General features: G+C 65.8%; 18 protein-coding genes and 1 pseudogene. 12 read left to right on the forward strand and 7 right to left on the reverse strand.

Features of this window, described 5'->3' with window-relative positions; translation table 11 throughout:
- Window positions 1-183: 183 nt before the first annotated feature.
- Window positions 184-957: a M15 family metallopeptidase gene (locus tag AB7M16_RS04195; protein WP_453943215.1), complete on the reverse strand. Its 774-nt coding sequence runs from the start codon at window positions 955-957 to the stop codon at window positions 184-186.
- Window positions 954-2,300 (reverse strand): NADase-type glycan-binding domain-containing protein, encoded by a 1,347-nt coding sequence (locus tag AB7M16_RS04200; protein ID WP_453943216.1) that lies wholly within the window; start codon window positions 2,298-2,300, stop codon window positions 954-956. The genes AB7M16_RS04195 and AB7M16_RS04200 overlap by 4 nt, the downstream gene beginning before the upstream one ends.
- A 225-nt stretch (window positions 2,301-2,525) precedes the next feature.
- Between AB7M16_RS04200 and AB7M16_RS04205 the strand changes: the two genes are divergently transcribed.
- The 4 genes from AB7M16_RS04205 (at window position 2,526) to AB7M16_RS04220 (ending at window position 6,833) form a co-directional block, all read left to right on the forward strand.
- Complete coding sequence (locus AB7M16_RS04205; RefSeq protein ID WP_197952821.1) at window positions 2,526-3,473, forward strand: aspartate carbamoyltransferase catalytic subunit; 948 nt, start codon at window positions 2,526-2,528, stop codon at window positions 3,471-3,473.
- A 5-nt stretch (window positions 3,474-3,478) separates the two neighbouring features.
- Entirely contained in the window at window positions 3,479-4,780 is a 1,302-nt protein-coding gene (locus AB7M16_RS04210; protein ID WP_212255505.1) for a dihydroorotase, read from the forward strand.
- A gap of 44 nt (window positions 4,781-4,824) precedes the next feature.
- Window positions 4,825-5,421 (forward strand): glycerol-3-phosphate 1-O-acyltransferase PlsY, encoded by a 597-nt coding sequence (gene plsY, locus AB7M16_RS04215; RefSeq protein WP_439367018.1) that lies wholly within the window; start codon window positions 4,825-4,827, stop codon window positions 5,419-5,421.
- Window positions 5,422-5,633: 212 nt separating this feature from the next.
- Window positions 5,634-6,833: a patatin-like phospholipase family protein gene (locus AB7M16_RS04220; RefSeq protein ID WP_453943217.1), complete on the forward strand. Its 1,200-nt coding sequence runs from the start codon at window positions 5,634-5,636 to the stop codon at window positions 6,831-6,833.
- Here AB7M16_RS04220 and AB7M16_RS04225 read toward each other — a convergent pair.
- A complete protein-coding gene (locus AB7M16_RS04225; protein ID WP_453943218.1) occupies window positions 6,825-8,069 on the reverse strand; it encodes an amidase in 1,245 nt (414 codons plus the stop codon). The two genes, AB7M16_RS04220 and AB7M16_RS04225, sit on opposite strands and share 9 nt — an antisense overlap.
- A 91-nt stretch (window positions 8,070-8,160) precedes the next feature.
- Here AB7M16_RS04225 and dprA point away from each other — a divergent pair, with 91 nt between their 5' ends.
- On the forward strand, window positions 8,161-9,303 hold the full coding sequence (dprA, locus tag AB7M16_RS04230) for a DNA-processing protein DprA (protein WP_453943219.1): 1,143 nt from the start codon (window positions 8,161-8,163) through the stop codon (window positions 9,301-9,303).
- An 84-nt stretch (window positions 9,304-9,387) separates the two neighbouring features.
- On the opposite strand, the gene AB7M16_RS04235 is transcribed toward dprA, so the two are convergent.
- On the reverse strand, window positions 9,388-9,828 hold the full coding sequence (locus AB7M16_RS04235) for a winged helix-turn-helix transcriptional regulator (RefSeq protein ID WP_212255085.1): 441 nt from the start codon (window positions 9,826-9,828) through the stop codon (window positions 9,388-9,390).
- Between the two features lie 83 nt (window positions 9,829-9,911).
- On the opposite strand from AB7M16_RS04235, the gene AB7M16_RS04240 reads away from it, so the two are divergent.
- Window positions 9,912-10,520 (forward strand): FMN-dependent NADH-azoreductase, encoded by a 609-nt coding sequence (locus tag AB7M16_RS04240; protein ID WP_453943220.1) that lies wholly within the window; start codon window positions 9,912-9,914, stop codon window positions 10,518-10,520.
- 63 nt (window positions 10,521-10,583) lie between these two features.
- Here AB7M16_RS04240 and AB7M16_RS04245 read toward each other — a convergent pair whose 3' ends face one another.
- Together AB7M16_RS04245 and AB7M16_RS04250 are read right to left on the reverse strand one after the other, a co-directional pair.
- Window positions 10,584-10,766: a hypothetical protein gene (locus tag AB7M16_RS04245; RefSeq protein WP_172783394.1), complete on the reverse strand. Its 183-nt coding sequence runs from the start codon at window positions 10,764-10,766 to the stop codon at window positions 10,584-10,586.
- A 155-nt stretch (window positions 10,767-10,921) separates the two neighbouring features.
- Window positions 10,922-11,695 (reverse strand): SDR family oxidoreductase, encoded by a 774-nt coding sequence (locus tag AB7M16_RS04250; RefSeq protein ID WP_453943221.1) that lies wholly within the window; start codon window positions 11,693-11,695, stop codon window positions 10,922-10,924.
- Between the two features lie 121 nt (window positions 11,696-11,816).
- Here AB7M16_RS04250 and AB7M16_RS04255 point away from each other — a divergent pair, with 121 nt between their 5' ends.
- Complete coding sequence (locus tag AB7M16_RS04255; protein ID WP_453943222.1) at window positions 11,817-12,284, forward strand: winged helix-turn-helix transcriptional regulator; 468 nt, start codon at window positions 11,817-11,819, stop codon at window positions 12,282-12,284.
- Between the two features lie 141 nt (window positions 12,285-12,425).
- Complete coding sequence (locus AB7M16_RS04260) at window positions 12,426-13,007, forward strand: NAD(P)H-dependent oxidoreductase (protein WP_439367004.1); 582 nt, start codon at window positions 12,426-12,428, stop codon at window positions 13,005-13,007.
- A gap of 255 nt (window positions 13,008-13,262) precedes the next feature.
- Here AB7M16_RS04260 and AB7M16_RS04265 read toward each other — a convergent pair whose 3' ends face one another.
- Entirely contained in the window at window positions 13,263-13,406 is a 144-nt protein-coding gene (locus tag AB7M16_RS04265) for a hypothetical protein (protein ID WP_257187439.1), read from the reverse strand.
- Between the two features lie 322 nt (window positions 13,407-13,728).
- Here AB7M16_RS04265 and topA point away from each other — a divergent pair, with 322 nt between their 5' ends.
- From topA to AB7M16_RS04285, 4 genes and pseudogenes are all read left to right on the forward strand, one after another.
- Window positions 13,729-16,476: a type I DNA topoisomerase gene (gene topA / locus AB7M16_RS04270; RefSeq protein ID WP_453943223.1), complete on the forward strand. Its 2,748-nt coding sequence runs from the start codon at window positions 13,729-13,731 to the stop codon at window positions 16,474-16,476.
- 7 nt (window positions 16,477-16,483) lie between these two features.
- Window positions 16,484-18,833, forward strand: a pseudogene (gene rnr / locus AB7M16_RS04275) (ribonuclease R).
- Complete coding sequence (locus AB7M16_RS04280; RefSeq protein ID WP_172783388.1) at window positions 18,827-19,267, forward strand: DUF983 domain-containing protein; 441 nt, start codon at window positions 18,827-18,829, stop codon at window positions 19,265-19,267. The pseudogene rnr and the gene AB7M16_RS04280 overlap by 7 nt, the downstream one beginning before the upstream one ends.
- A 32-nt stretch (window positions 19,268-19,299) precedes the next feature.
- The gene (locus AB7M16_RS04285) at window positions 19,300-20,052 is read left to right on the forward strand and encodes an NUDIX hydrolase (RefSeq protein WP_172783387.1); all 753 of its coding nucleotides are present in this window, start codon (window positions 19,300-19,302) and stop codon (window positions 20,050-20,052) included.
- Window positions 20,053-20,065 lie beyond the last annotated feature (13 nt).

Genomic DNA, 20,065 nt, shown 5'->3' on the forward strand with positions numbered 1-20,065 from the left:
TTCCATCGAATCTATCTCGGCTCGGGCAGTGCCACCTCTCCCGGCGGGAGAGGTCGCGCCGCAGGCGCGGGTGAGGGGTTACGGTCTACCGAGGGGGTTGATCCCCTCACCCGGCGCTTCGCGCCGACCTCTCCCCTTGGGAGAGGTAACCCGACCCGCGGCTGCATCCGCTTCAATCAAACTCTACCTTCTTCGCGGCTGGATCGGGAAATCATAGGCCGCCCCGCCCGTTCCCGGCAGGGAAAAATGCCACCACTCCTTCGAATAGTTCACAAAGCCTTGCCTGGCCATCGCAGCCACCAGCCGCTTGCGCCAGGTACGCTGCTCCGCATTGATCGAGGTTGCGGCGGTATGCCCCTTCGCGTCGGTACAGTCGTAGCCTGTGCCCATGTCGATGCTGCCCTCCGGTGCCCGCGCCTCGACCGGCGCGGTGCAATCCGCATAGGCCTTTGCTGGATCAAACTTGGCGGAATTGTCCGCCTTGAGATCGACCAGCGTGAGATCGAGCGCCGCACCGGTCGAATGCTGGGAGCGGCTCGCAATGTAGCCGAGGCGGAACAGCTCGGTCTTCGCAATCTTCGGGTTGTAGCGCCGCTCCGCAGCGGTCTCGTGGCCGTTCTGCGACCACTTCACCATGTCGAGCGAGGCCCGCGCCGGCCGGTAGCAGTCGAACATCTTGAGCGAGAGATTTTGCGCCGACAGCTCCTGCTGCACCGCCTTCAGCCGCAGCCCCACCTCGCGCTTCACCACGCATTCGCCGGCATTGTAGCCGGCGAGCGGACGCCCGACGAAATTGTTCGACGTGGCGTAGCGGATGTCCTGGATGATGCTGGGATCGATGTCGCGCAGATAGACGAAGTCGCCGGGCAAGGTTTGCGCCTGCACAGGGGCGAGAAACGATAGTGCAAGCAGCGCGACAAGCGTTGCGCGCGCCTCGGTTCCGGTCCTCGCGATCATTGCACCGGATCCGAGCTGACCAGAAGCTTCGTGATGGCGGTGTCCGTATATTTGTTGCCGGCCCAGACGTCGTCGATGATGAATTGCATCCAATAGGCTGTAATCGGCGTCCGCAATGTCAGCAATTGCGCCGACAGCTCATCGTTGAGGATGAATATCCGCGACTCGCCGCCCGAGAACAGCACGCGGAGCTGGCGGACCCTGTTGTTCTTGGCGAAGATGTCGGGGGTCTTCTGGTAGCCGTTCTGCACGTGGATCGACTTGACCCGCCGCACGCTTTCGAACTCGATGGTGATCCATTCGCCGATGCCGTTGCCCGAGGCGCCCTCGACCCAGGCCGTCCCTGTCGAGGCGTCGAACAAATTCGCTGCGCCGTATGAATTGCCGAATTGCGGCTTCAGCATCGAGCTGACGCAATAAGTCTCGAAGCCGCTGCGGGCGCAGCTTTCGCCTGCCGCGGAGGGACGCGGCGGACGCATGGTGGCGCGCTCCGCGACCGCAGGCTTTGCCGGCGGCTTCACCAGCATGCCCGCCACTTTCGGCGCCCCGTTCGACGCTCCCGCATTCCAGAGAAAGATGCGCCCGCCGAGCGTCTGGTCGTAATAGGCGGGCGTCTGATCGTGCGGTGCCGGCTGTCCGCCGGCATCCGTCGCCGTCAGGGTCAGCGCCGCCACGCGCTCGCGCACCTCGACCGCGAGATCGCCAAGATGCAGCTCGGGCCGCTTGAGCTGCTCGACGAAGATCCGCGTGAACACCGAATTGTGCGCGGTATCGTTGCTGCTGAGCTGGTCGAGCGCGGTCTGGCCGATGCCTGCGGAATAGAGCGTGAAGATCCCGCGTGCGGGCCGGGCGTCGGCGAGCCCGCGCGTGTTCCCGATCGAACGCCCAGCGGCGCGCGAAAACGGATTGTCACGGCAGGCATCGATGACGACGAAGGCGACTCGCACCGCCTTGGCTTGAAGCTCCGCAATCACGTCGGGCTCGGCGATCGAGGCGCCGCGCACCCGCGCTTCGGCGCCCTCATTGACAGTGGGAACGTCGCTCGGCACGAGGTAGTTCACCCCCGCGATCGCAACGCCATGTCCGGCATAGAACACGGCGGCGGTATCGCCCGGCTCGAGCCGCGCCGTGAAGTCCGCGAGCCGGTCGATCATGCCCTGGCGACCAAGATTGGTCCCGAGCACGATGTCGAACCCCAGCGACCTCAGCGCGTCGGCCACGGTCGTCGCGTCATTGCCGGCCTTCTTCAATTGCCTGTCGGCCGGCAGGTTCGGATAGAGATCGTTGCCGATCACGAGTGCGACGCGTTTTTCGGCCCAAGCCGGTGTCGCTAGGCCCGCCATGCACGCGGTCGCGAGCGCAGCAACATTGCGCGCCAGTCGATTAAAATACCGCATGCTCGTCATGATCCAGCCCGTGACGCAACGAACGGCACGAGTCTAGCGCAAAGCGGCTGCCCCGAACACAGGCGGGGCGCCCGTCCCGGCCGGCAAAGCGCCGTGGATAAGTCCGGCGGCGGGATTTGAAGCTTGCTCCCCCCGCCGTCCGCCCCTATAGCTCTGCTTTTAATGACATCGAAATCGACCTTCGTCCTCGGCCACCGGCATTTGCTGGGCATCGAGGGCCTTTCCGCGGCCGACATCAGCGGCCTCCTCGACCTGTCCGAAGAATACGTCGAGCTCAACCGCCAGGTTGACAAGAAGCGCACCGTCCTGCGCGGACGGACGCAGGTGAACCTCTTCTTCGAGGCCTCCACCCGGACCCAATCCTCGTTCGAGCTCGCCGGCAAGCGGCTGGGTGCCGACGTCATGAACATGTCGGTCGCCTCCTCGTCCATCAAGAAGGGCGAGACGCTGATCGACACCGCGATGACGCTCAATGCGATGCACCCGGACATCCTGGTGATGCGCCATCACGCCTCCGGCGCGGTGGAGCTGCTGGCGCGCAAGGTCGACGGTTCCGTGATCAATGCCGGCGACGGCGCGCATGAGCATCCGACCCAGGCGCTGCTCGACGCACTCACCATCCGGCGCAACAAGGGCCGGATCGAGGGCCTCGTGGTCGCGATCTGCGGCGACGTGCTGCATTCGCGCGTCGCCCGCTCCAACATCATCCTGCTCAACACGATGGGCGCGCGCGTTCGCGTCGTCGGTCCGTCCACGCTCTTGCCGCCCGGCATCGAACGGATGGGCGTCGAGGTCGCGCGCGACATGCGCGAGGGTCTCAACGGCGCCGACATCGTCATGATGCTGCGGCTGCAGCGCGAGCGCATGAACGGCTCCTTCGTGCCGTCGTCGAGCGAATACTTCCACTATTTCGGGCTCGACCAGAAGAAGCTCGCCTACGCCAAGCCGGACGCGCTCGTGATGCATCCCGGCCCCATGAACCGCGGCGTCGAAATCGACACCGCGGTCGCCGACGGTGCGCAATCCCTGATCCGCGAGCAGGTGGAGATGGGCGTCGCCGTGCGCATGGCGGTGCTGGAAGCGCTCGCCCGTAACCTGCCGAACGCGTGATGCCGATGTTGACCGATCGCCGCCCCATCCTGCTCGCCAATGCCCGCGTCGTCGATCCCTCCAGGGATTTCGACGGGGTCGGCGACGTCCTGATCGCCGACGGCACCATCCGCGAGACCCGCCGCGGCATTGGCGCTGCCGGCGTCCCCGAGGGCACCGACATCGTCAACTGCGCCGGGAAGATCGTCGCACCCGGCCTGATCGACATGCGCGCCTTTGTCGGCGAGCCCGGCTTCAGCCACCGCGAGACCTTCGCCTCGGCGAGCCAGGCGGCCGCAACCGGCGGCATCACCACCATCATCTGCCAGCCCGACACCTCGCCGGTGATCGACAATTCGGCGACGGTCGATTTCGTGATGCGCCGCGCCCGCGACACCGCGATCGTCAACATCCAGCCGATGGCCGCCCTCACCAAGGGCATGCACGGCCAGGAGATGACCGAGTTCGGCCTGCTCAAGGCCGCGGGCGCCGTCGCCTTCAGCGATGGCGCCAGAAGCGTGATCAATGCGCAGGTGATGCGCCGCGCGCTGACCTATGCGCGCGATTTCGACGCGCTGATCGTGCATTACACCGAGGACCCCGATCTGGTCGGCGAGGGCGTCATGAACGAGGGCGAGTTCGCCTCGCGGCTCGGGCTGGTGGGCATCCCCAATGCCGCCGAAGCCGTGATGCTGGAGCGCGATCTGCGCCTCGTCGCCCTCACCGGCGGCCGCTACCACGCGGCGTCGCTGACCTGCATCGATTCCCTCGACATCCTCCAGCGCGCCCGCGACGCCGGGCTCGCCGTCAGCGCCTCGGTCTCGATCAACCATCTGGCTCTGAACGAGAACGACATCGGTCCTTACCGTTCGTTCCTGAAGCTGTCGCCGCCGCTGCGCACCGAGGACGACCGCCGCGCCCTGGTGGCGGCGATCGGCTCCGGCCTGCTCGACGTCATCATGTCCGACCACAATCCGCAGGACGTCGAGGGCAAGCGCCTGCCGTTCGCGGAAGCCGCGCCCGGCGCCATCGGGCTCGAGACCATGCTGCCGGCCGGCCTGCGGCTGGTGCATAATGGCGAGATCGAGCTGAAGACGCTGATCCGCGCGATGTCGACCCGGCCGGCCGAGCTGCTCGGCCTGTCGGGCGGAACCCTGCGCGCCGGCAGCCCGGCCGACGTCATCGTGATCGACCCCGACGTGCCATGGGTGGTCGATCCCGCCGACCTCAAGTCGCCCTGCAAGAACACCCCGTTCGACGAGGCCCGCTTTACAGGCCGGGTGGTGCGCACCATTGTCGGCGGACGAACGGTGTATGAGCATGTCTGAGCAGCGGATTCGTTCGACGTGGATGGGCCTTTGGAGATACCGCCATGGCGCTTGAACCGTTTCTGCCGGTGGCTTTCGTCATCGGCTATCTCCTCGGCTCGATTCCATTCGGGCTGATCCTGACCAGGCTCGCGGGCACCCAGGACATCCGCTCGATCGGCTCCGGCAGCATCGGCGCCACCAATGTGCTGCGCACCGGACGCAAGAGCCTTGCCGCGGGCACCCTGCTGTTCGACGCGCTCAAGGGCACCGTGGCGGTGGTGATCGCCGGCTACATCGCAGGCCCCAATGCCGCGATGGTGGCGGGGCTCGGCGCGTTCCTCGGCCATCTCTTCCCGGTCTGGCTCAAGTTCAAAGGCGGCAAGGGCGTGGCGGTCTATATCGGCATCCTGCTCGGGCTGTTCTGGCCGGGCGCCGTCGTGTTCTGCCTGCTCTGGCTGGCGACCGCCTTCACCACCCGCTATTCCTCGCTGTCGGCGCTGGTGGCGGCATTCATCACGCCGATATTCCTGTGGTGGTTCGGTCACCTCGCATTGTCGGCGCTGGCAGCGGTGCTGACGCTGCTGTTGTTCTACGCGCATCGCGAGAACATCAAGCGGTTGCAAGCAGGCAAGGAAAGCCGGATCGGCGAGAAGGCCTAGAGCGTTTTCGAGCGAAGTGGATGCCGGTTCGCGTCAAGAGAACGCGTCAAACGAGAATCTGAAGCCGGAAAAAGTACGGATACCGCCGCACCTCTTCCGCATTATATGCGAAATCCTGTTCGCAATTGTCCTGCGAGTCACGGCAGGCTGTAGCGAACGGGTTCCATGCCTGTCATCCTGATACGGGAAACGGCATTAGGCGGTTGCTCAGAATGAGCGAGAAGATTGTCGGCGCAAATGACGGGATCGGTTCGCTCGGTGCTTCCGGCACTGCGGCAAGCCGGCTGCTCTCGGCGACCAATATCTGGTCCGACGCGCCCACCCCTGTCCCTACTTCACGGCCAGCGCCGCAGCCGGAGCTCGCCGTTAAACCCCACGCTCCGCTCGACATCGTCGTCACCCGGGCTGCACCGGTCGCGCCCGCGCAGGCGCGTTCCGACCAATGGCCGCCGCGAAGACTTTCGCTGGCGCTGCAGGGCGGCGGCACCTTTGCCGCCTTCACCTGGGGCGTGCTGGAGCGGCTGCTGGAAGAGACGGATATCGAGATCGACACCATCAGCGGCGCCAGCGCCGGCGCCATCAACGCGCTGCTGCTTGCTTGCGGCCTGGCCGAAGGCGGCCGCGAAGGCGCCCGGTCGCGACTGAGCCGGTTCTGGGTCCGGCTGATGCACGAGGCCTCGTTCCGCTCGCTGATGCTGATCGGCGGCTTCTCGCCGGCGGGAAGCTCGGTCGCATTCGGCCCGACCCTGCGCTCCGGCCAGTTCGATCCGTTCGACCTCGATCCGCTGCGGCAGGCGGTCTGCCGTGACATCAACTTCTCCGCCTTGCGCGATGCGCGCTGCCCGAAGCTGCTGATCGCGGCGACGCGGATCCGCGACGGGCAGCAGCAGGTTTTTGGCAACGAGGCCATCACCGCCGACGTCGCGCTGGCCTCGACCTGCCCGCCGCTGGTCCATTGTGCGCTCGAGATCGACGGCGAAGCCTATTGGGACGGCGGCTTTGGCGGCAATCCGCCGCTGCTGCGGCTGGTGCAGGACACGGCGGCAACGGATCTGCTGCTGGTCCAGGTCACGCCGACGCGCGACAGCTACGTGCCGATCACGCTCGCCGCGATCGACCGGCGGCTCGACCAGATCGCGGCCAACGCCGCGCTCAACGCCGAGATTGCCGCGATTGAATGGGCAAAGGCCCATGCCGCGCCGTCGCTGCGGCTCTCCAGGATCGCGGCGGAAGACTCCGTTGACGGCCTGGCGCAACGCTCATCCACCGATCTCGGCCGCGGCTTCATTCGCCTCTTGCACCGAAGCGGCCGCGAAGCCGCCGAGCGCTGGCTCGGGCAAGGTGCAAGAGCCGGCGCAGCGCCCTCAGCGCCCGCTCAGCCCCCTGCTCGTTCCGAACCCGCGCTAGCCTGATTTCGCCAACGCGTCCTCCAGGAACCAGGCAGATGTCAACGCGACAGGATCATTGCCGAACCGCGCGATCACCTGAACGCCAACAGGCAGGCCGCCAACCTTCAGCACCGGCACATTGACGCAAGGATTGCCCATCAGCGTCCACAGCCGGTTGTAACGGGGCGAGCCGGTCGAGGCGAGCTCCTTGGCCGGCGCCGTGCCCGGCGCCGAATAGGTCAGCAGCACGTCGAACCCTTCGAACAGCTCGCTGAGCTCGCGACGGCCACGGCGGGCGATGCGGCGCGCATCGTCGTATTCCTTCGGTGTCAGTCCGACCGTCTCATCGAGGCTGGCGCGCAGCAGCGGCGCGATCTCGTCGTGACGCTCGGAAAACTCCCAGGCCAGCGCGCGATGCGCCTCGAAGTTCTGGATGACGGGGTGGATGCGCCAGGCTTCCTTGACCGCCTCGGGCAGATCGATGGTCTGCACGCGGGCGCCGGCCTTCTCGGCCGCCTTGATCGCAGCCTGCAAGCCCTCCTCTGCCGCCGGCTCCACGGCTTCGGCAAACTCCTGCCTGACCACGCCGATGCGCGGTGCCTTGGCTGGACCGATGCCGTCGAATTCAGTGCGGCCGGTGATCGCCAGCAATCCGCGCGCGAGATCTTCCGCGCGGCTGCCGAACAGGCCGACCGTGTCGAGTGCCCACGAATAACACTTCACGCCAATCGTCGGCAGCATCCGGAACGACGGTTTGATTGCGGCAGCGCCGCAATAGGCCGCCGGCCGGATCACCGAGCCGCCGGTCTGGGTGCCCAGCGCCAGCGGGATCATGCCGGCGCCGACGGCCGCCGCCGAACCCGAGGACGAGCCGCCGGGCGTGTGTCCGGGATTGTGCGGATTGAGCGTCGGGGTCGGATCGCTCGAGGCGAACGCAGTCGTGGTGGTCTTGCCGATGATGGTGGCCCCGGCCCGCTTCAGCATCATTACGATGGGCGCATCCGCGCGCGGCTGCCAGCCGCGATAGATCTCCGAGCCCATCTCGGTCGGCATATCGGCGGTGTCGATGATGTCCTTGATCCCGACCGCGATGCCACGCAGCGGGCCCGAGGCTTGCGCCCTCGCGGATTTGTCATGGCGGACGAAGGCACGGACGTCCTTCTCCCTGGCCTCGATCGTCGCATGTGATTGCGCGATGGCGTCATCGGGCGAAAGCTCCCCCGCTTCGATGCGGCGCTGGAGGTCGGCAAGTGAGATCATGGCAACATCCTTCTTATTGCGACCGCTTTTAGCATCGCAGCGAGGTCGTGCAAGCGCACGTCACTGTTGCGCAACGCCCTCAGGTTGTTCCATGCTGCGCCCACAAGGAGACGCCGTGGACGCCATCAATCCGAGCATAGAGCTGACCGAGACTGAGCGGATCGACCGCCTGCGGCTGATCCGTTCCGACAATGTCGGGCCGCGCACCTTCCGCTCGCTGGTCGATCATTTCGGCAGCCCGCGCGCCGCGCTGGAACGGCTGCCTGATCTCGCCCGCCGCGGCGGCGCGGCGCGATCGGCGCGCATCTGCAGTACGGATGAAGCGAAGGCCGAGCTCGCCGCGAGCCGCAAGTTCGGCATCGCCTGGCGTGCGCCCGGCGAGGACGGCTATCCGGCGCGGCTGGCGATGATCGACGATGCGCCGCCGCTGCTCGCCGTGCGCGGCGACACCAAATCCCTGATGCGGCCTATGATCGCGATCGTCGGCTCGCGCAACGCTTCCGGCGCCGGCCTGAAATTCGCCGGCCAGCTCGCGCGCGAGCTCGGCGAGGCCGGCTTCGTCGTCATCTCCGGGCTTGCCCGCGGCGTCGACCAGGCCGCGCATCGCACCAGCGTCGAGAGCGGCACGATCGCCGTGCTCGCCGGCGGCCATGACTGCATCTATCCGCCCGAGCATGGCGACCTGCTCGCCGCGATCCTCGACCATTCGGGCGCAGCGATCTCCGAGATGCCGCTCGGCCACGAGCCGCGCGCCCGCGACTTTCCCCGTCGCAACCGGCTGATCTCGGGCGCCTCGCTCGGCGTCGTCGTGGTCGAGGCGGCGCACCGCTCGGGCTCGCTGATCACAGCACGCATGGCGGCCGAACAGGGACGCGAGGTGTTCGCCGTTCCGGGCTCGCCGCTCGATCCGCGCGCCGCCGGCACCAACGACCTGATCAAGCAGGGCGCAACGCTCGTCACCGAGGCCGCCGACATCGTCAACGCGGTTCAGCCGATCATGGAGCGGCCGCTGATGCATCCCGCGGGCGAGCCCGACAGCGAGCCGTTCGAAAGCGATCCGCAAAGCCATGATCGCGACCAGATCACCGGCCTGCTCGGCCCGGCCCCGATCTCGATCGACGACCTCGTACGGATGTCCGGCGCCTCGCCTGCGATCGTGCGCACCGTGCTGCTGGAGCTCGAGCTCGCCGGAAAGCTCGAGCGTCACGGCGGCGGATTGGTGTCGCTGCTTTAGAGCATGATCCGAAAAAGTGTGCAGCGGTTTTTCGAAAAGATCATGCTCAAAAAAAAGAGGTCAAAGCGCGATGAATATCGCGCTTTAGCCCTCGTTGCGCTGGTCGAATTTCGTGCGCGCTGCCTCGATCCGATCCAGATGGTCCTTCGCCCATTTGCCGAGCGCCTCGACGGGGCGCGACAGGCCGTGGCCAAGCTCGGTCAGCTCATAGTCCACCCGTGGCGGGATGGTCGGAAAGATCGTGCGCGTGACGAGGCCGTCGCGCTCGAGGCCGCGCAGCGTCAGGGTCAACATCCGCTGCGAGATGCCGTTGATCATGCGCTTGAGCTCGTTGAAGCGCTTTGGCCCGTCGCTCAGCATCATGATGACGAACACGCTCCACTTGTCGCCGACGCGCGACAGCACGGAGGCGACCCCACGGCAGTCCGCATGGTTGGGATCCGGCATGGGCCTTGGATCCGGCCCCGGATTTGGCCGCGGCGGAGCAGGCATTTCGATGTTCGCAGGTTTCAATGATGTGCCCATGGCTCAAAAAAGTGCGTTCTTGCGGAGATTTCGACAGTCACTCATGTAGCGCTGGTTACAAACTTATACCAGGGTGACCCCACATGAAACTCCTCCACATCGACTCCAGCGTGCTCGGCCCCCACTCCGTCAGCCGGCAGGTTTCCGCCGCCATCGTCGACCGGCTCCGGCAGGCCACGCCCTCGCTCGAGATCGTCTACCGCGACCTGACCCAGACGCCGCTAGCCCACCTTTCCGGCTCGCATCTCGCCGCCGCCCAAGGCGTGCCTGCGCCGGCGGAACTCGGACCGGACCTTGCCGCAAGCGCGGCCGCGCTGGACGAGTTCCTGGCTGCTGACATCGTCGTGATCGGCGCGCCCATGTACAACTTCACCATCCCGAGCCAGCTCAAGGCCTGGATCGACCGCATCCTTGTAGCGGGGAAGACCTTTAAGTATGGCGCGGCCGGGCCGGAGGGGCTCGCCGGCGGCAAGCGCGTGATCGTCGCGATCTCGCGCGGCGGCTATTACGGCGCGGGCTCACCCGCCGCAGCGCTGGAGCACCTCGAAAGCTATCTGCGCGGTGTGTTCGGCTTCATGGGCATCCACAATGCCGAGTTCATCATCGCCGACGGCATCCAGGTCGGACCGGATCACCGCGAGAAAGCACTTGCGGGCGCGCTTCAGGCAGCCACCAGCCTGCACGCGGCCTGACGCCGTGCCGAAATCGGCCGCCGCCGGATTGCGCGGCGGCTGACGGCGGCACGATCCGCAACGCTAAGACCAGACGCCCTGCATGCCCAAGATCACGGCAACGAGCGAAACGAACAGGCCGATCCCGGAGAACAATGCGATGGCCACGAACTCGGCCGTGTCGGAACGCTTGGCCGGAACGGCGGGTCGTTCGGTGAAGACGCGCGGTGATGAAATCGACGCGAAAATGCGGGCCGCTTTTGTCATGATCGACCCTCCTTAGATAGTGTGTCTGTCCCCTGCCCGTAAAAAGTCTTTGCAGCTTGCGCGAAGGTTCAACGCCTCGTCAATGCATCTCAAGACGTAGGAACCGGCAGGCGCAGCCGCACTGCGCCGGCCGATTCAATTTGCGCTTGGTTTGATCAGCCGCGATAGATCGGCGCGCCGCTCGGCGAGGCCACCGCGCCGCCGTCGACGAAGATTTCCTGGCCCTGCACATGCGCGGCATCATCGGAGGCGAGGAACAGCACCGTCTTCGCAACGTGATCGGTTTCACCGATGCGGCCGAGCGGCGTCGACAGCGCAATCCGCTTCTCGAACGCTTTCTCGGCTTCGGGCGTCGCGGTCGCGGGCCCCCAGATCGGCGTGCGGATCGCGCCGGGCGCAACGACATTGACGCGGATGCCGCGCGGCGACAGTTCTGAAGCCATGATCCGCGCCATCGCGCGCACGCCGGCCTTCGCCGCGCCATAGGCCGAATAGCCGGGAATGCCGAGCACTGAGATCACCGAGCCGTTGAGAATGATCGAGGCGTTGTCGTTGAGATGGGGCAACGCGGATTGAACGGTGAAGAACACGCCGGTCAGATTGGTGCTGATCACCTTCTCGAACACCTCTGGTGTCGCCGATCCCAGCGGCGTGCCGCCGGCGATGCCGGCATTGGCGAACACGATGTCGAACTTGCCGAATTTCTCCGCGCCCTGCTTGATCGCAGCTTCCGTCGCCGCGATGTCCATCGCGTCGGCCGGCAGCGCGAGCGCGTTCGGCCCGAGCTCCTTCGCGGCCGCCGCCAGCGTCTCCTTGTTGCGCCCGGTGATCACCACCTTGGCGCCCTCGGCCACGAACAGTTTTGCCGTTGCCAGCCCGATGCCGCTATTGCCGCCGGTGATCAGGGCCATCTTGTCCTTCAGTCTCACGCTCGCCTCCAGTAGTTGCATTATGAAACTACATTGCCATCTAGGGCATTCGGTTTTATAATGCAACCACACAAGCGCGTGATCGGCGCTGGCGCCGTGCGAAGGCGACGGGACGGACGAAATGGTGAAACGGACGAGCTTTGCTGGCGATGCCTGCCCGATCGCGCGGTCGCTGGATGCGCTCGGCGACTGGTGGTCGCTCTTGATCATCCGCGAGGCGCTGTTCGGCGTCCGCCGCTTCGGCGAGTTTCAGAACAAGCTCGGCATGGCCAAGAACATTCTGGCGACGCGGCTGCGGTCGCTGGTCGATCACGGCATTCTGGCAACCGCCCCCGCCTCCGACGGCAGCGCCTATCAGGAATATGTGCTGACGCCGAAGGGCCGCGGCACCTTCCCGATCCTGGTCGCGCTGCGGCAATGGAGCGAGGAGTTCGATGACCGCCCCGAGGAGATCGCGACCATCCTGGTCGACCGCGAGAAGGGCCGTCCGGTGAAGAAGCTCGAAATGCACGCCGAAGACGGCCGCCTGCTCAACCCTGCCGACACCACGCTGAAGCCGCGGCCGGCGCCGCGACGAAAGTCGGCGTGATCGTCCCAAGCGGTCCCACCCCGTCATTGCGAGCGCAGCGAAGCAATCCAGACTGCCTCCCGCGGCAAGACTCTGGATTGCTTCGCTACGCTCGCAATGACGACGTCGTGCGACTTGTACAAAGCATAAAGGGCGTCGAAGATGGCTAAATTCCCGAAAGTGGCCGCCATGCCCCTGCTCGCCATCATTTATTTCTCCATCACCGGTACCACTGAGAAGCTGGCGCATGCGGTGGCGCGCGGAGCGGATGGCATAGCGGACGTCGCGCGTTGCCGCATTACGGGCAACGACATCATGTCAGGCCGCTTCCAGAACGAGAGCTTCCTGGAAACGATCGACCACGCCAGCGCGGTCGCGTTTGGCAGTCCGACCTACATGGGCGGACCAGCGGCGCAATTCAAAGCCTTCGCAGACGCTTCAAGTGACCGATGGAGTCAGCAGCGATGGGCCAACAAGATCGCGGCCGGATTCACCACGGGCGCCTGTGCGAGCGGCGATCAGCTCCACACGCTGACCTACTTTACCATCCTGGCTGCTCAGCACGGCATGCTCTGGTGCGGTCTGGACGTCCCGGGAGGAGAGGACCCGACCGGCCGCAATCGTCTGGGCAGCCAGCTTGGACTGGCAACAAACATCATCGACGGTGCATTGCCCCACAGCGACTTGACCACCGCCGAATATCTCGGCCAGCGATTGGCCAAACTGGCAAAGCGCAACGGCTAACCACACCGTCATTGCGAGCGCAGTTAAGCAATCCAGAGTCTTGCCAAGGTGGGATTCTGGATTGCTTCGCTGCGCTCGCAATGACTGGGTTAGCGCAGCGCGCTCGATACTATCACCGTCACCCTGAGGTGGCCGTTCTTCAGCGGCCCTCGAAGGGCGACGGCCCGGCTGCATCAGCGGCGCCGAGGCTCGGCTTGCGATGCATTCGCATCTCAAGCCTCACACCTCAGGATGACGGGAACGAAGGCCCCACCCTCACGACAGCTTGCGCCTGGTCCGTAGCCGCAGATGCTCGTCGGCCTCGAGCTGAGTCATGCCTAAGAGATAATGCAGCACGTCCAGCTTGTGGCGCTCGGCCAGCTTGCGCAGGGCGCCGGTCTGCTCGGCGATGAAGGCCACGGCTTCGTCCGCGCCGCCCTCCCCCGGTTCCTCGTTGCGCGAGCCCCCCGGCGCGCCTGATCCAGCGCGCGCCCGTTTCTTTCCTGGCCTAGTCACCAGACCCCACCCGAATCCATGCCCGACAGGACATTACGCCCACATCAACCGCAACTCCAAGGTGGTATTTTGCAACTTTCTCGATATGAAACTTTTCCCATCGCGGCGGCTTTCAACACCCCACGATTTGACAGCGACCGCCTCACCACCCATGTTCGGGTCGAAACGGCCGACCCGAATCCTTTCGTTTTCGGCCCAAGATTTTCCCGTAAGTTACTGGAACTACATGAATATCGTTATCGTGGAGTCGCCGGCGAAAGCCAAGACGATCAACAAGTATTTGGGCTCGTCCTACGAGGTTCTGGCCTCGTTCGGCCATGTCCGCGATCTCCCGGCGAAGAACGGTTCCGTCGATCCCGACGCCAATTTCAAGATGATCTGGGAGGTCGACCCCAAGGCGGCCGGCCGGCTCAATGATATCGCCAAGTCGCTGAAGGGCGCCGACCGCCTGATTCTCGCGACCGACCCCGATCGCGAGGGCGAAGCCATCTCCTGGCACGTGCTGGAGGTGATGAAGGAGAAGCGCGCGCTGAAGGATCAGAAGATCGAGCGCGTGGTGTTCAACGCCATCACCAAGCAGGCGGTCTCCGAGGCGATGAAGCACCCGCGCGAGATCGACGGCGCGCTGGTCGACGCCTATATGGCGCGCCGCGCCCTCGATTACCTCGTCGGCTTCACCCTCTCCCCCGTGTTGTGGCGCAAGCTGCCCGGCGCCCGCTCGGCTGGCCGCGTGCAGTCGGTGGCGCTGCGTCTCGTCTGCGACCGCGAGCTCGAGATCGAGAAGTTCGTGCCGCGCGAATATTGGTCGCTGATCGCGACCCTGCTCACCCCGCGGGGCGATGCCTTCGAGGCACGCCTCGTCGGCGCCGACGGCAAGAAGATCCAGCGCCTCGACATCGGCACCGGCGCGGCAGCCGAAGACTTCAAGAAGGCGCTGGAAGCAGCGACCTACGCCGTCACCGCGGTCGATGCCAAGCCGGCCCGGCGCAATCCGCAGGCGCCCTTCACCACCTCGACGCTGCAGCAGGAAGCCAGCCGCAAATACGGCTTTGCGCCGGCGCACACCATGCGCATCGCCCAGCGTCTTTATGAGGGCATCGACATCGGCGGCGAGACCACCGGACTCATTACTTATATGCGTACCGACGGCGTGCAGATCGCCCCCGAAGCGATCACCCAGGCGCGCAAGGTGATCGGCGAGGATTACGGCAACGCCTATGTGCCGGATACCCCGCGTCAGTACCAGGCCAAGGCCAAGAACGCCCAGGAAGCGCACGAAGCGATCCGCCCGACCGACCTCTCCCGCCGCCCCGACAGCATGAGCCGCAAGCTCGATGCCGATCAGGCGAAGCTCTATGAGTTGATCTGGAAGCGCACCATCGCGAGCCAGATGGAATCCGCCGAGCTCGAGCGTACCACCGTCGACATCACGGCGAAGGCAGGTGGCCGCACGCTGGAGCTGCGTGCCACCGGCCAGGTCGTGAAGTTCGACGGCTTCCTCGCGCTCTACCAGGAAGGCCGCGACGACGAAGAGGACGAGGATTCCCGCCGCCTGCCCGCGATGAGCCAGGGCGAGGCCGTGAAGCGGCAGAGCCTGTCGGTCACCCAGCACTTCACCGAGCCGCCGCCGCGCTTCTCCGAGGCTTCGCTGGTCAAGCGCATGGAAGAGCTCGGCATCGGCCGTCCCTCGACCTACGCCTCGATCCTGCAGGTCCTGAAGGACCGCGGCTACGTCAAGCTGGAGAAGAAGCGCCTGCACGGCGAGGACAAGGGCCGCGTCGTGGTCGCGTTCCTGGAAAGCTTCTTTGCCCGCTACGTCGAATACGATTTCACGGCCAGCCTCGAAGAGCAGCTCGACCGCATCTCAAACAACGAGATCTCCTGGCAGCAGGTGCTGAAGGATTTCTGGACCGGCTTCATCGGCGCCGTCGACGACATCAAGGATCTGCGCGTCGCGCAGGTGCTCGACGTACTCGACGACATGCTGGGCCAGCACATCTATCCGCCTCGCGCCGATGGCGGCGATATCAGGCAATGTCCGAATTGCGGCACCGGCCGGCTGAACCTGAAGGCCGGCAAGTTCGGCGCCTTCGTCGGCTGCTCGAACTATCCGGAATGCCGCTACACCCGTCAGCTCGCCGCCGACGGCGAAACGACCGCGGACCGCTCGCTCGGTCAGGATCCCGAAACAGGTCGCGATGTCTGGGTCAAGGCCGGCCGCTTCGGCCCCTATATCCAGCTCGGCGAGCAGAAGGATTACGAGGAAGGCGAGAAGCCCAAGCGCGCGGGCATCCCCAAGGGCACATCGCCCAGCGACGTCGACCTCGAGCTTGCGCTGAAACTCTTGTCGCTGCCGCGCGAGATCGGCAAGCATCCGGAAACCGGCCAGCCGATCATCGCCGGCCTCGGCCGCTTCGGACCGTTCGTGAAGCACGAGAAGACCTATGCGAGCCTCGAAGCCGGCGACGAGGTGTTCGACATCGGCCTCAACCGCGCGGTGACGCTGATCGCCGAGAAGGTCGCCAAGGGCCCGAGCCGCCGCTTCGGCGCCGATCCCGGCAAGGCGCTCGGCGATCATCCGACGCTCGGCACCGTCACCGTGAAGAGCGGCCGCTACGGCGCCTATGTCACGGCCGGCGGCGTCAACGCGACCATTCCGGCCGAGTTCGAGAAGGACACGATCACGCTGCCGCAGGCGATCGCGCTGATCGACGAGCGCGCGGCCAAAGGTGGCGGCAAGGTCAAGAAGGCTGCAAAGCCCGCCAAGACCAAGAAGGCTGCGGACGGCGAGGACGCCGCACCGAAGCCGAAGAAGCCGGCTGCGAAAAAAGCCGCGGCCAAATCCAAATCCGAATCCACCAGCAAGGCGCGCGCTCCCGTGCCGTCGACCGCCAAGACTTCTGCTACAAAGACGTCGCCGACCAAGGCAGCCGCCACCAAGGCTCCGGCCAAGAAGAGTGCCGGCAAGAATTAGAGGTTAAGTGAAACCAAAGAAAGACCGTGGCTTTCCCGACAGGCAAGCCATCGTCGCCTTCATCAAGGCAAATCCAGGAAAGGTCGGGACTCGCGAAATTGCGCGCGAGTTCGGCCTGAAGAACGCCGATCGCGCCGAGCTCAGGCGCATGCTGCGCGAGCTCGCCGACGACGGCATCATCAAGAAGAAGCGCCACAAGGTCTCCGAGCCGGACGCGCTGCCGCCGACGCTGCTGGCCGACATCACCGGCCGAGACTCCGATGGCGAGCTGATCGCCTCCCCCGCCGAATGGGACGAGGTCGAGAACGGCGAGCCGCCAAAGATCCTCATCGAGATGCCGCGCCGGCCCAAGCCCGGCACCGCCGCCGGCGTCGGCGACCGCGCGCTGCTGCGCGTCGAGCGCAGCGATGATGACGAAGGCCCCGCCTATCGCGGCCGCATCATCAAGGTGATCGACAAGGCCAAGAGCCGCATTCTCGGCGTGTTCCGCAGCCTGCCCGAGGGCGGCGGGCGGCTGGTCCCGGTCGACAAGAAGTTCGCCGACCGCGAGCTGAACATCGCCAGGACCGACACCGGCGGCGCCGAGGATGGCGACCTCGTCAGCGTCGACATCGTCCGCACCCGCGGCTTCGGCCTCGCCTCCGGCCGGGTCAAAGAGAAGCTCGGCTCGGTCAAGTCCGAGAAGGCGATCAGCCTGATCGCGATCTACGCCCACGACATTCCCTTGCAGTTCTCCTCCGCTGCGGAGCGCGAGGCGGAAGCTGCAGAGCCCGCCAACCTGAAGGGCCGCGAAGATTGGCGCGACGTCCCGCTCGTCACCATCGATCCGCCCGACGCCAAGGATCATGACGACGCGGTGCATGCCGAGCCGGATCCTGATCCCAACAACAAGGGCGGCTTCATCGTCAACGTCGCCATCGCCGACGTCAGCTTCTACGTGCGCCCTGGCACGGCACTCGACCGCGACGCGCTCGACCGCGGCAATTCGGTCTATTTCCCCGACCGCGTCGTGCCGATGCTGCCCGAGCGCATCTCCAACAATCTCTGCTCGCTGGTGCCGGGCGAGCCGCGCGGCGCGCTGGCGGTGCGCATGGTGCTCGGCCCCGACGGTCGCAAGCGCTCGCACAGTTTTCATCGCATCCTGATGCGCTCGGCGGCCAAGCTCGCTTACGCGCAGGCGCAGGCCGCGATCGACGGCCGGCCTGATGACACCACCGGCCCCCTGCTCGATCCGATCCTGAGGCCGCTCTATGCGGCTTACGCCTGCGCCAAGCGCGCGCGCGACGAGCGCGATCCGCTCAACCTCGATCTGCCCGAGCGCAAGATCCTCTTGAAGAGCGACGGCACGGTCGATCGCGTCGTGGTCCCCGAGCGTCTCGATGCGCACAAGCTGATCGAGGAGTTCATGATCCTCGCTAATGTCGCCGCGGCGGAGACATTGGAGAAGAAATCGCTCCCGCTGATCTACCGCGTGCACGACGAGCCGACATTGGAAAAGGTCCACGCGCTCGCGGAATTCCTGGAGACGCTGGACGTACCCTTCGCCAAATCGGGCGCGCTCCGCCCCACCACGTTCAACCGCGTGCTGGCTCAGCTCGAAGGCCATGACTACTATCCGCTGGTGAGCGAAGTCGTGCTGCGCGCCCAGGCGCAGGCCGAGTACTCATCCGAGAACTACGGCCATTTCGGCCTGAACCTGCGCCGCTATGCGCATTTCACCTCGCCGATCCGCCGCTATGCCGACCTCGTCGTGCACCGCGCGCTGGTCCGTGCGCTCGGGCTCGGCGAAGGCGCCCTGCCCGACAGCGAGACGCCGGAAAGCTTGAGCGAAGTCGCCGCGCATATCTCGCTGACCGAGCGGCGCGCGATGAAGGCGGAGCGCGAGACCGTCGACCGCCTGATCGCCCATCACCTCGCCGACCGCATCGGGGCCAGCTTCCAGGGCCGCGTCTCCGGCGTCACCCGCGCCCGGCCTGTTCGTGAAGCTCTCCGAGACCGGCGCCGACGGCTTGATCCCGATCCGATCCCTCGGCACGGAATATTTCAACTATGACGAGGGCCGCCATGCTCTCGTCGGCACACGCAGCGGCACCATGTACCAGCTCGGCGACGTCGTCGACGTCCGCCTGATCGAGGCCGCTCCGATCGCGGGCGCGCTGCGCTTCGAGCTGCTGTCGTCGGAGAGCGACAGCGGTCCGCGCCAGCGCAGGCCGTTGCGTCCGCAGCGCAAGTCGTCCAAAGCGCATCCCGGACGCAGCCCGGAGAGAAAACGCAAGCCGGAGAAGCAAAAGTCCGGCAAGGGGAAGAAGGCCAAAGCAAAGAACAAGGGTAAGGGCAAGAAGGGCAAGGCGTGGTGACGATGAGGACGGCCCCAAAGATCTGGACGCGCGAGAGCGGGCTCGTCGAGAAGCGCGATGTCATGACGGCAATGAAGCGCGGCTTTCGCGGCCGCTGCCCGCGCTGCGGCGAAGGCAAGCTGTTCCGCGCCTTCCTGAAGACCGCCGATCATTGCGGCAAATGCGGCCTCGACTTCACCCCGCATCGCGCCGACGATCTGCCGGCCTATCTCGTCATCGTCATTGTCGGTCACATCGTCGTGCCGGCCGTTTTGTGGATCGAGACCAATTACACCACGCCGGTCTGGATCAGCTTCGCCGCCTATCTGCCCTTCACCTTCGTCGCCTCGCTCGCGCTCTTGCAGCCGGTGAAGGGAGCTGTGGTCGGCTTGCAATGGGCTCTGCGCATGCACGGGTTTGACGACAACCCTCCGGATGGTATTCCGCCGGTATAGGCAAAATAAGCAAGAAGAGTTCGGGTGAGGACATGACGGATATTGCGCAGGTTGCGGAAAAGGCCAAGGTCCACGAGGAAAAGGAAGCCGACCACCATCCCTATTTCCGTCCCCGGGATGCGGCGACGCTGATCCTGGTCGACCGCAGCGGCGCCATTCCGAAAGTGCTGGTCGGCAAGCGCCACGACAAGGTGGTGTTCATGCCCGGGAAATTCGTCTTCCCCGGCGGGCGCGTCGACAAGGCCGACTATCGCGTGCCCTGCGCTGCGCCCATCACTGCGGAGCTGGAAGCCAATCTCGCCAAGGGCAGCCCGAAGACGCCGGCCTCGCGCGCGAAATCGCTCGCCATTGCCGCGATCCGCGAAGCCTGCGAGGAGACCGGCCTCTGCCTCGGCCGCAAGGCCGAAGGCAAGGTGCCGAAGCTCGACGGCCCCTGGAAGCCGTTCGCGGATGCCGGCCTGCTGCCCGATCCCTCCGGCCTGTTCCTGATCGCGCGCGCGATCACCCCGCCCGGCCGCGTCAAGCGCTTCGACACGCGCTTCTTCACCGCCGATGCCTCCGCGATCACCCACCGCGTCGAGGGCGTGATCCATGCCGATGCCGAGCTGGTCGAGCTGGTCTGGGTCGAGCTCGGCTCGAAGCCGCTCGCCGATCTGCATCCGATGACGCGTAACGTCCTCAACGAGCTCGACACCCGTCTTGCCACCGGCCCGCTCCGCCACGACGCGCCGGTGCCGTTTTTCCATTTCTACGGCGGCAAGATGCAGAAGGATGTCTTGAGCTAGTTGGCGCGCTGCG

The organism is Bradyrhizobium sp. USDA 372, from assembly GCF_053629095.1.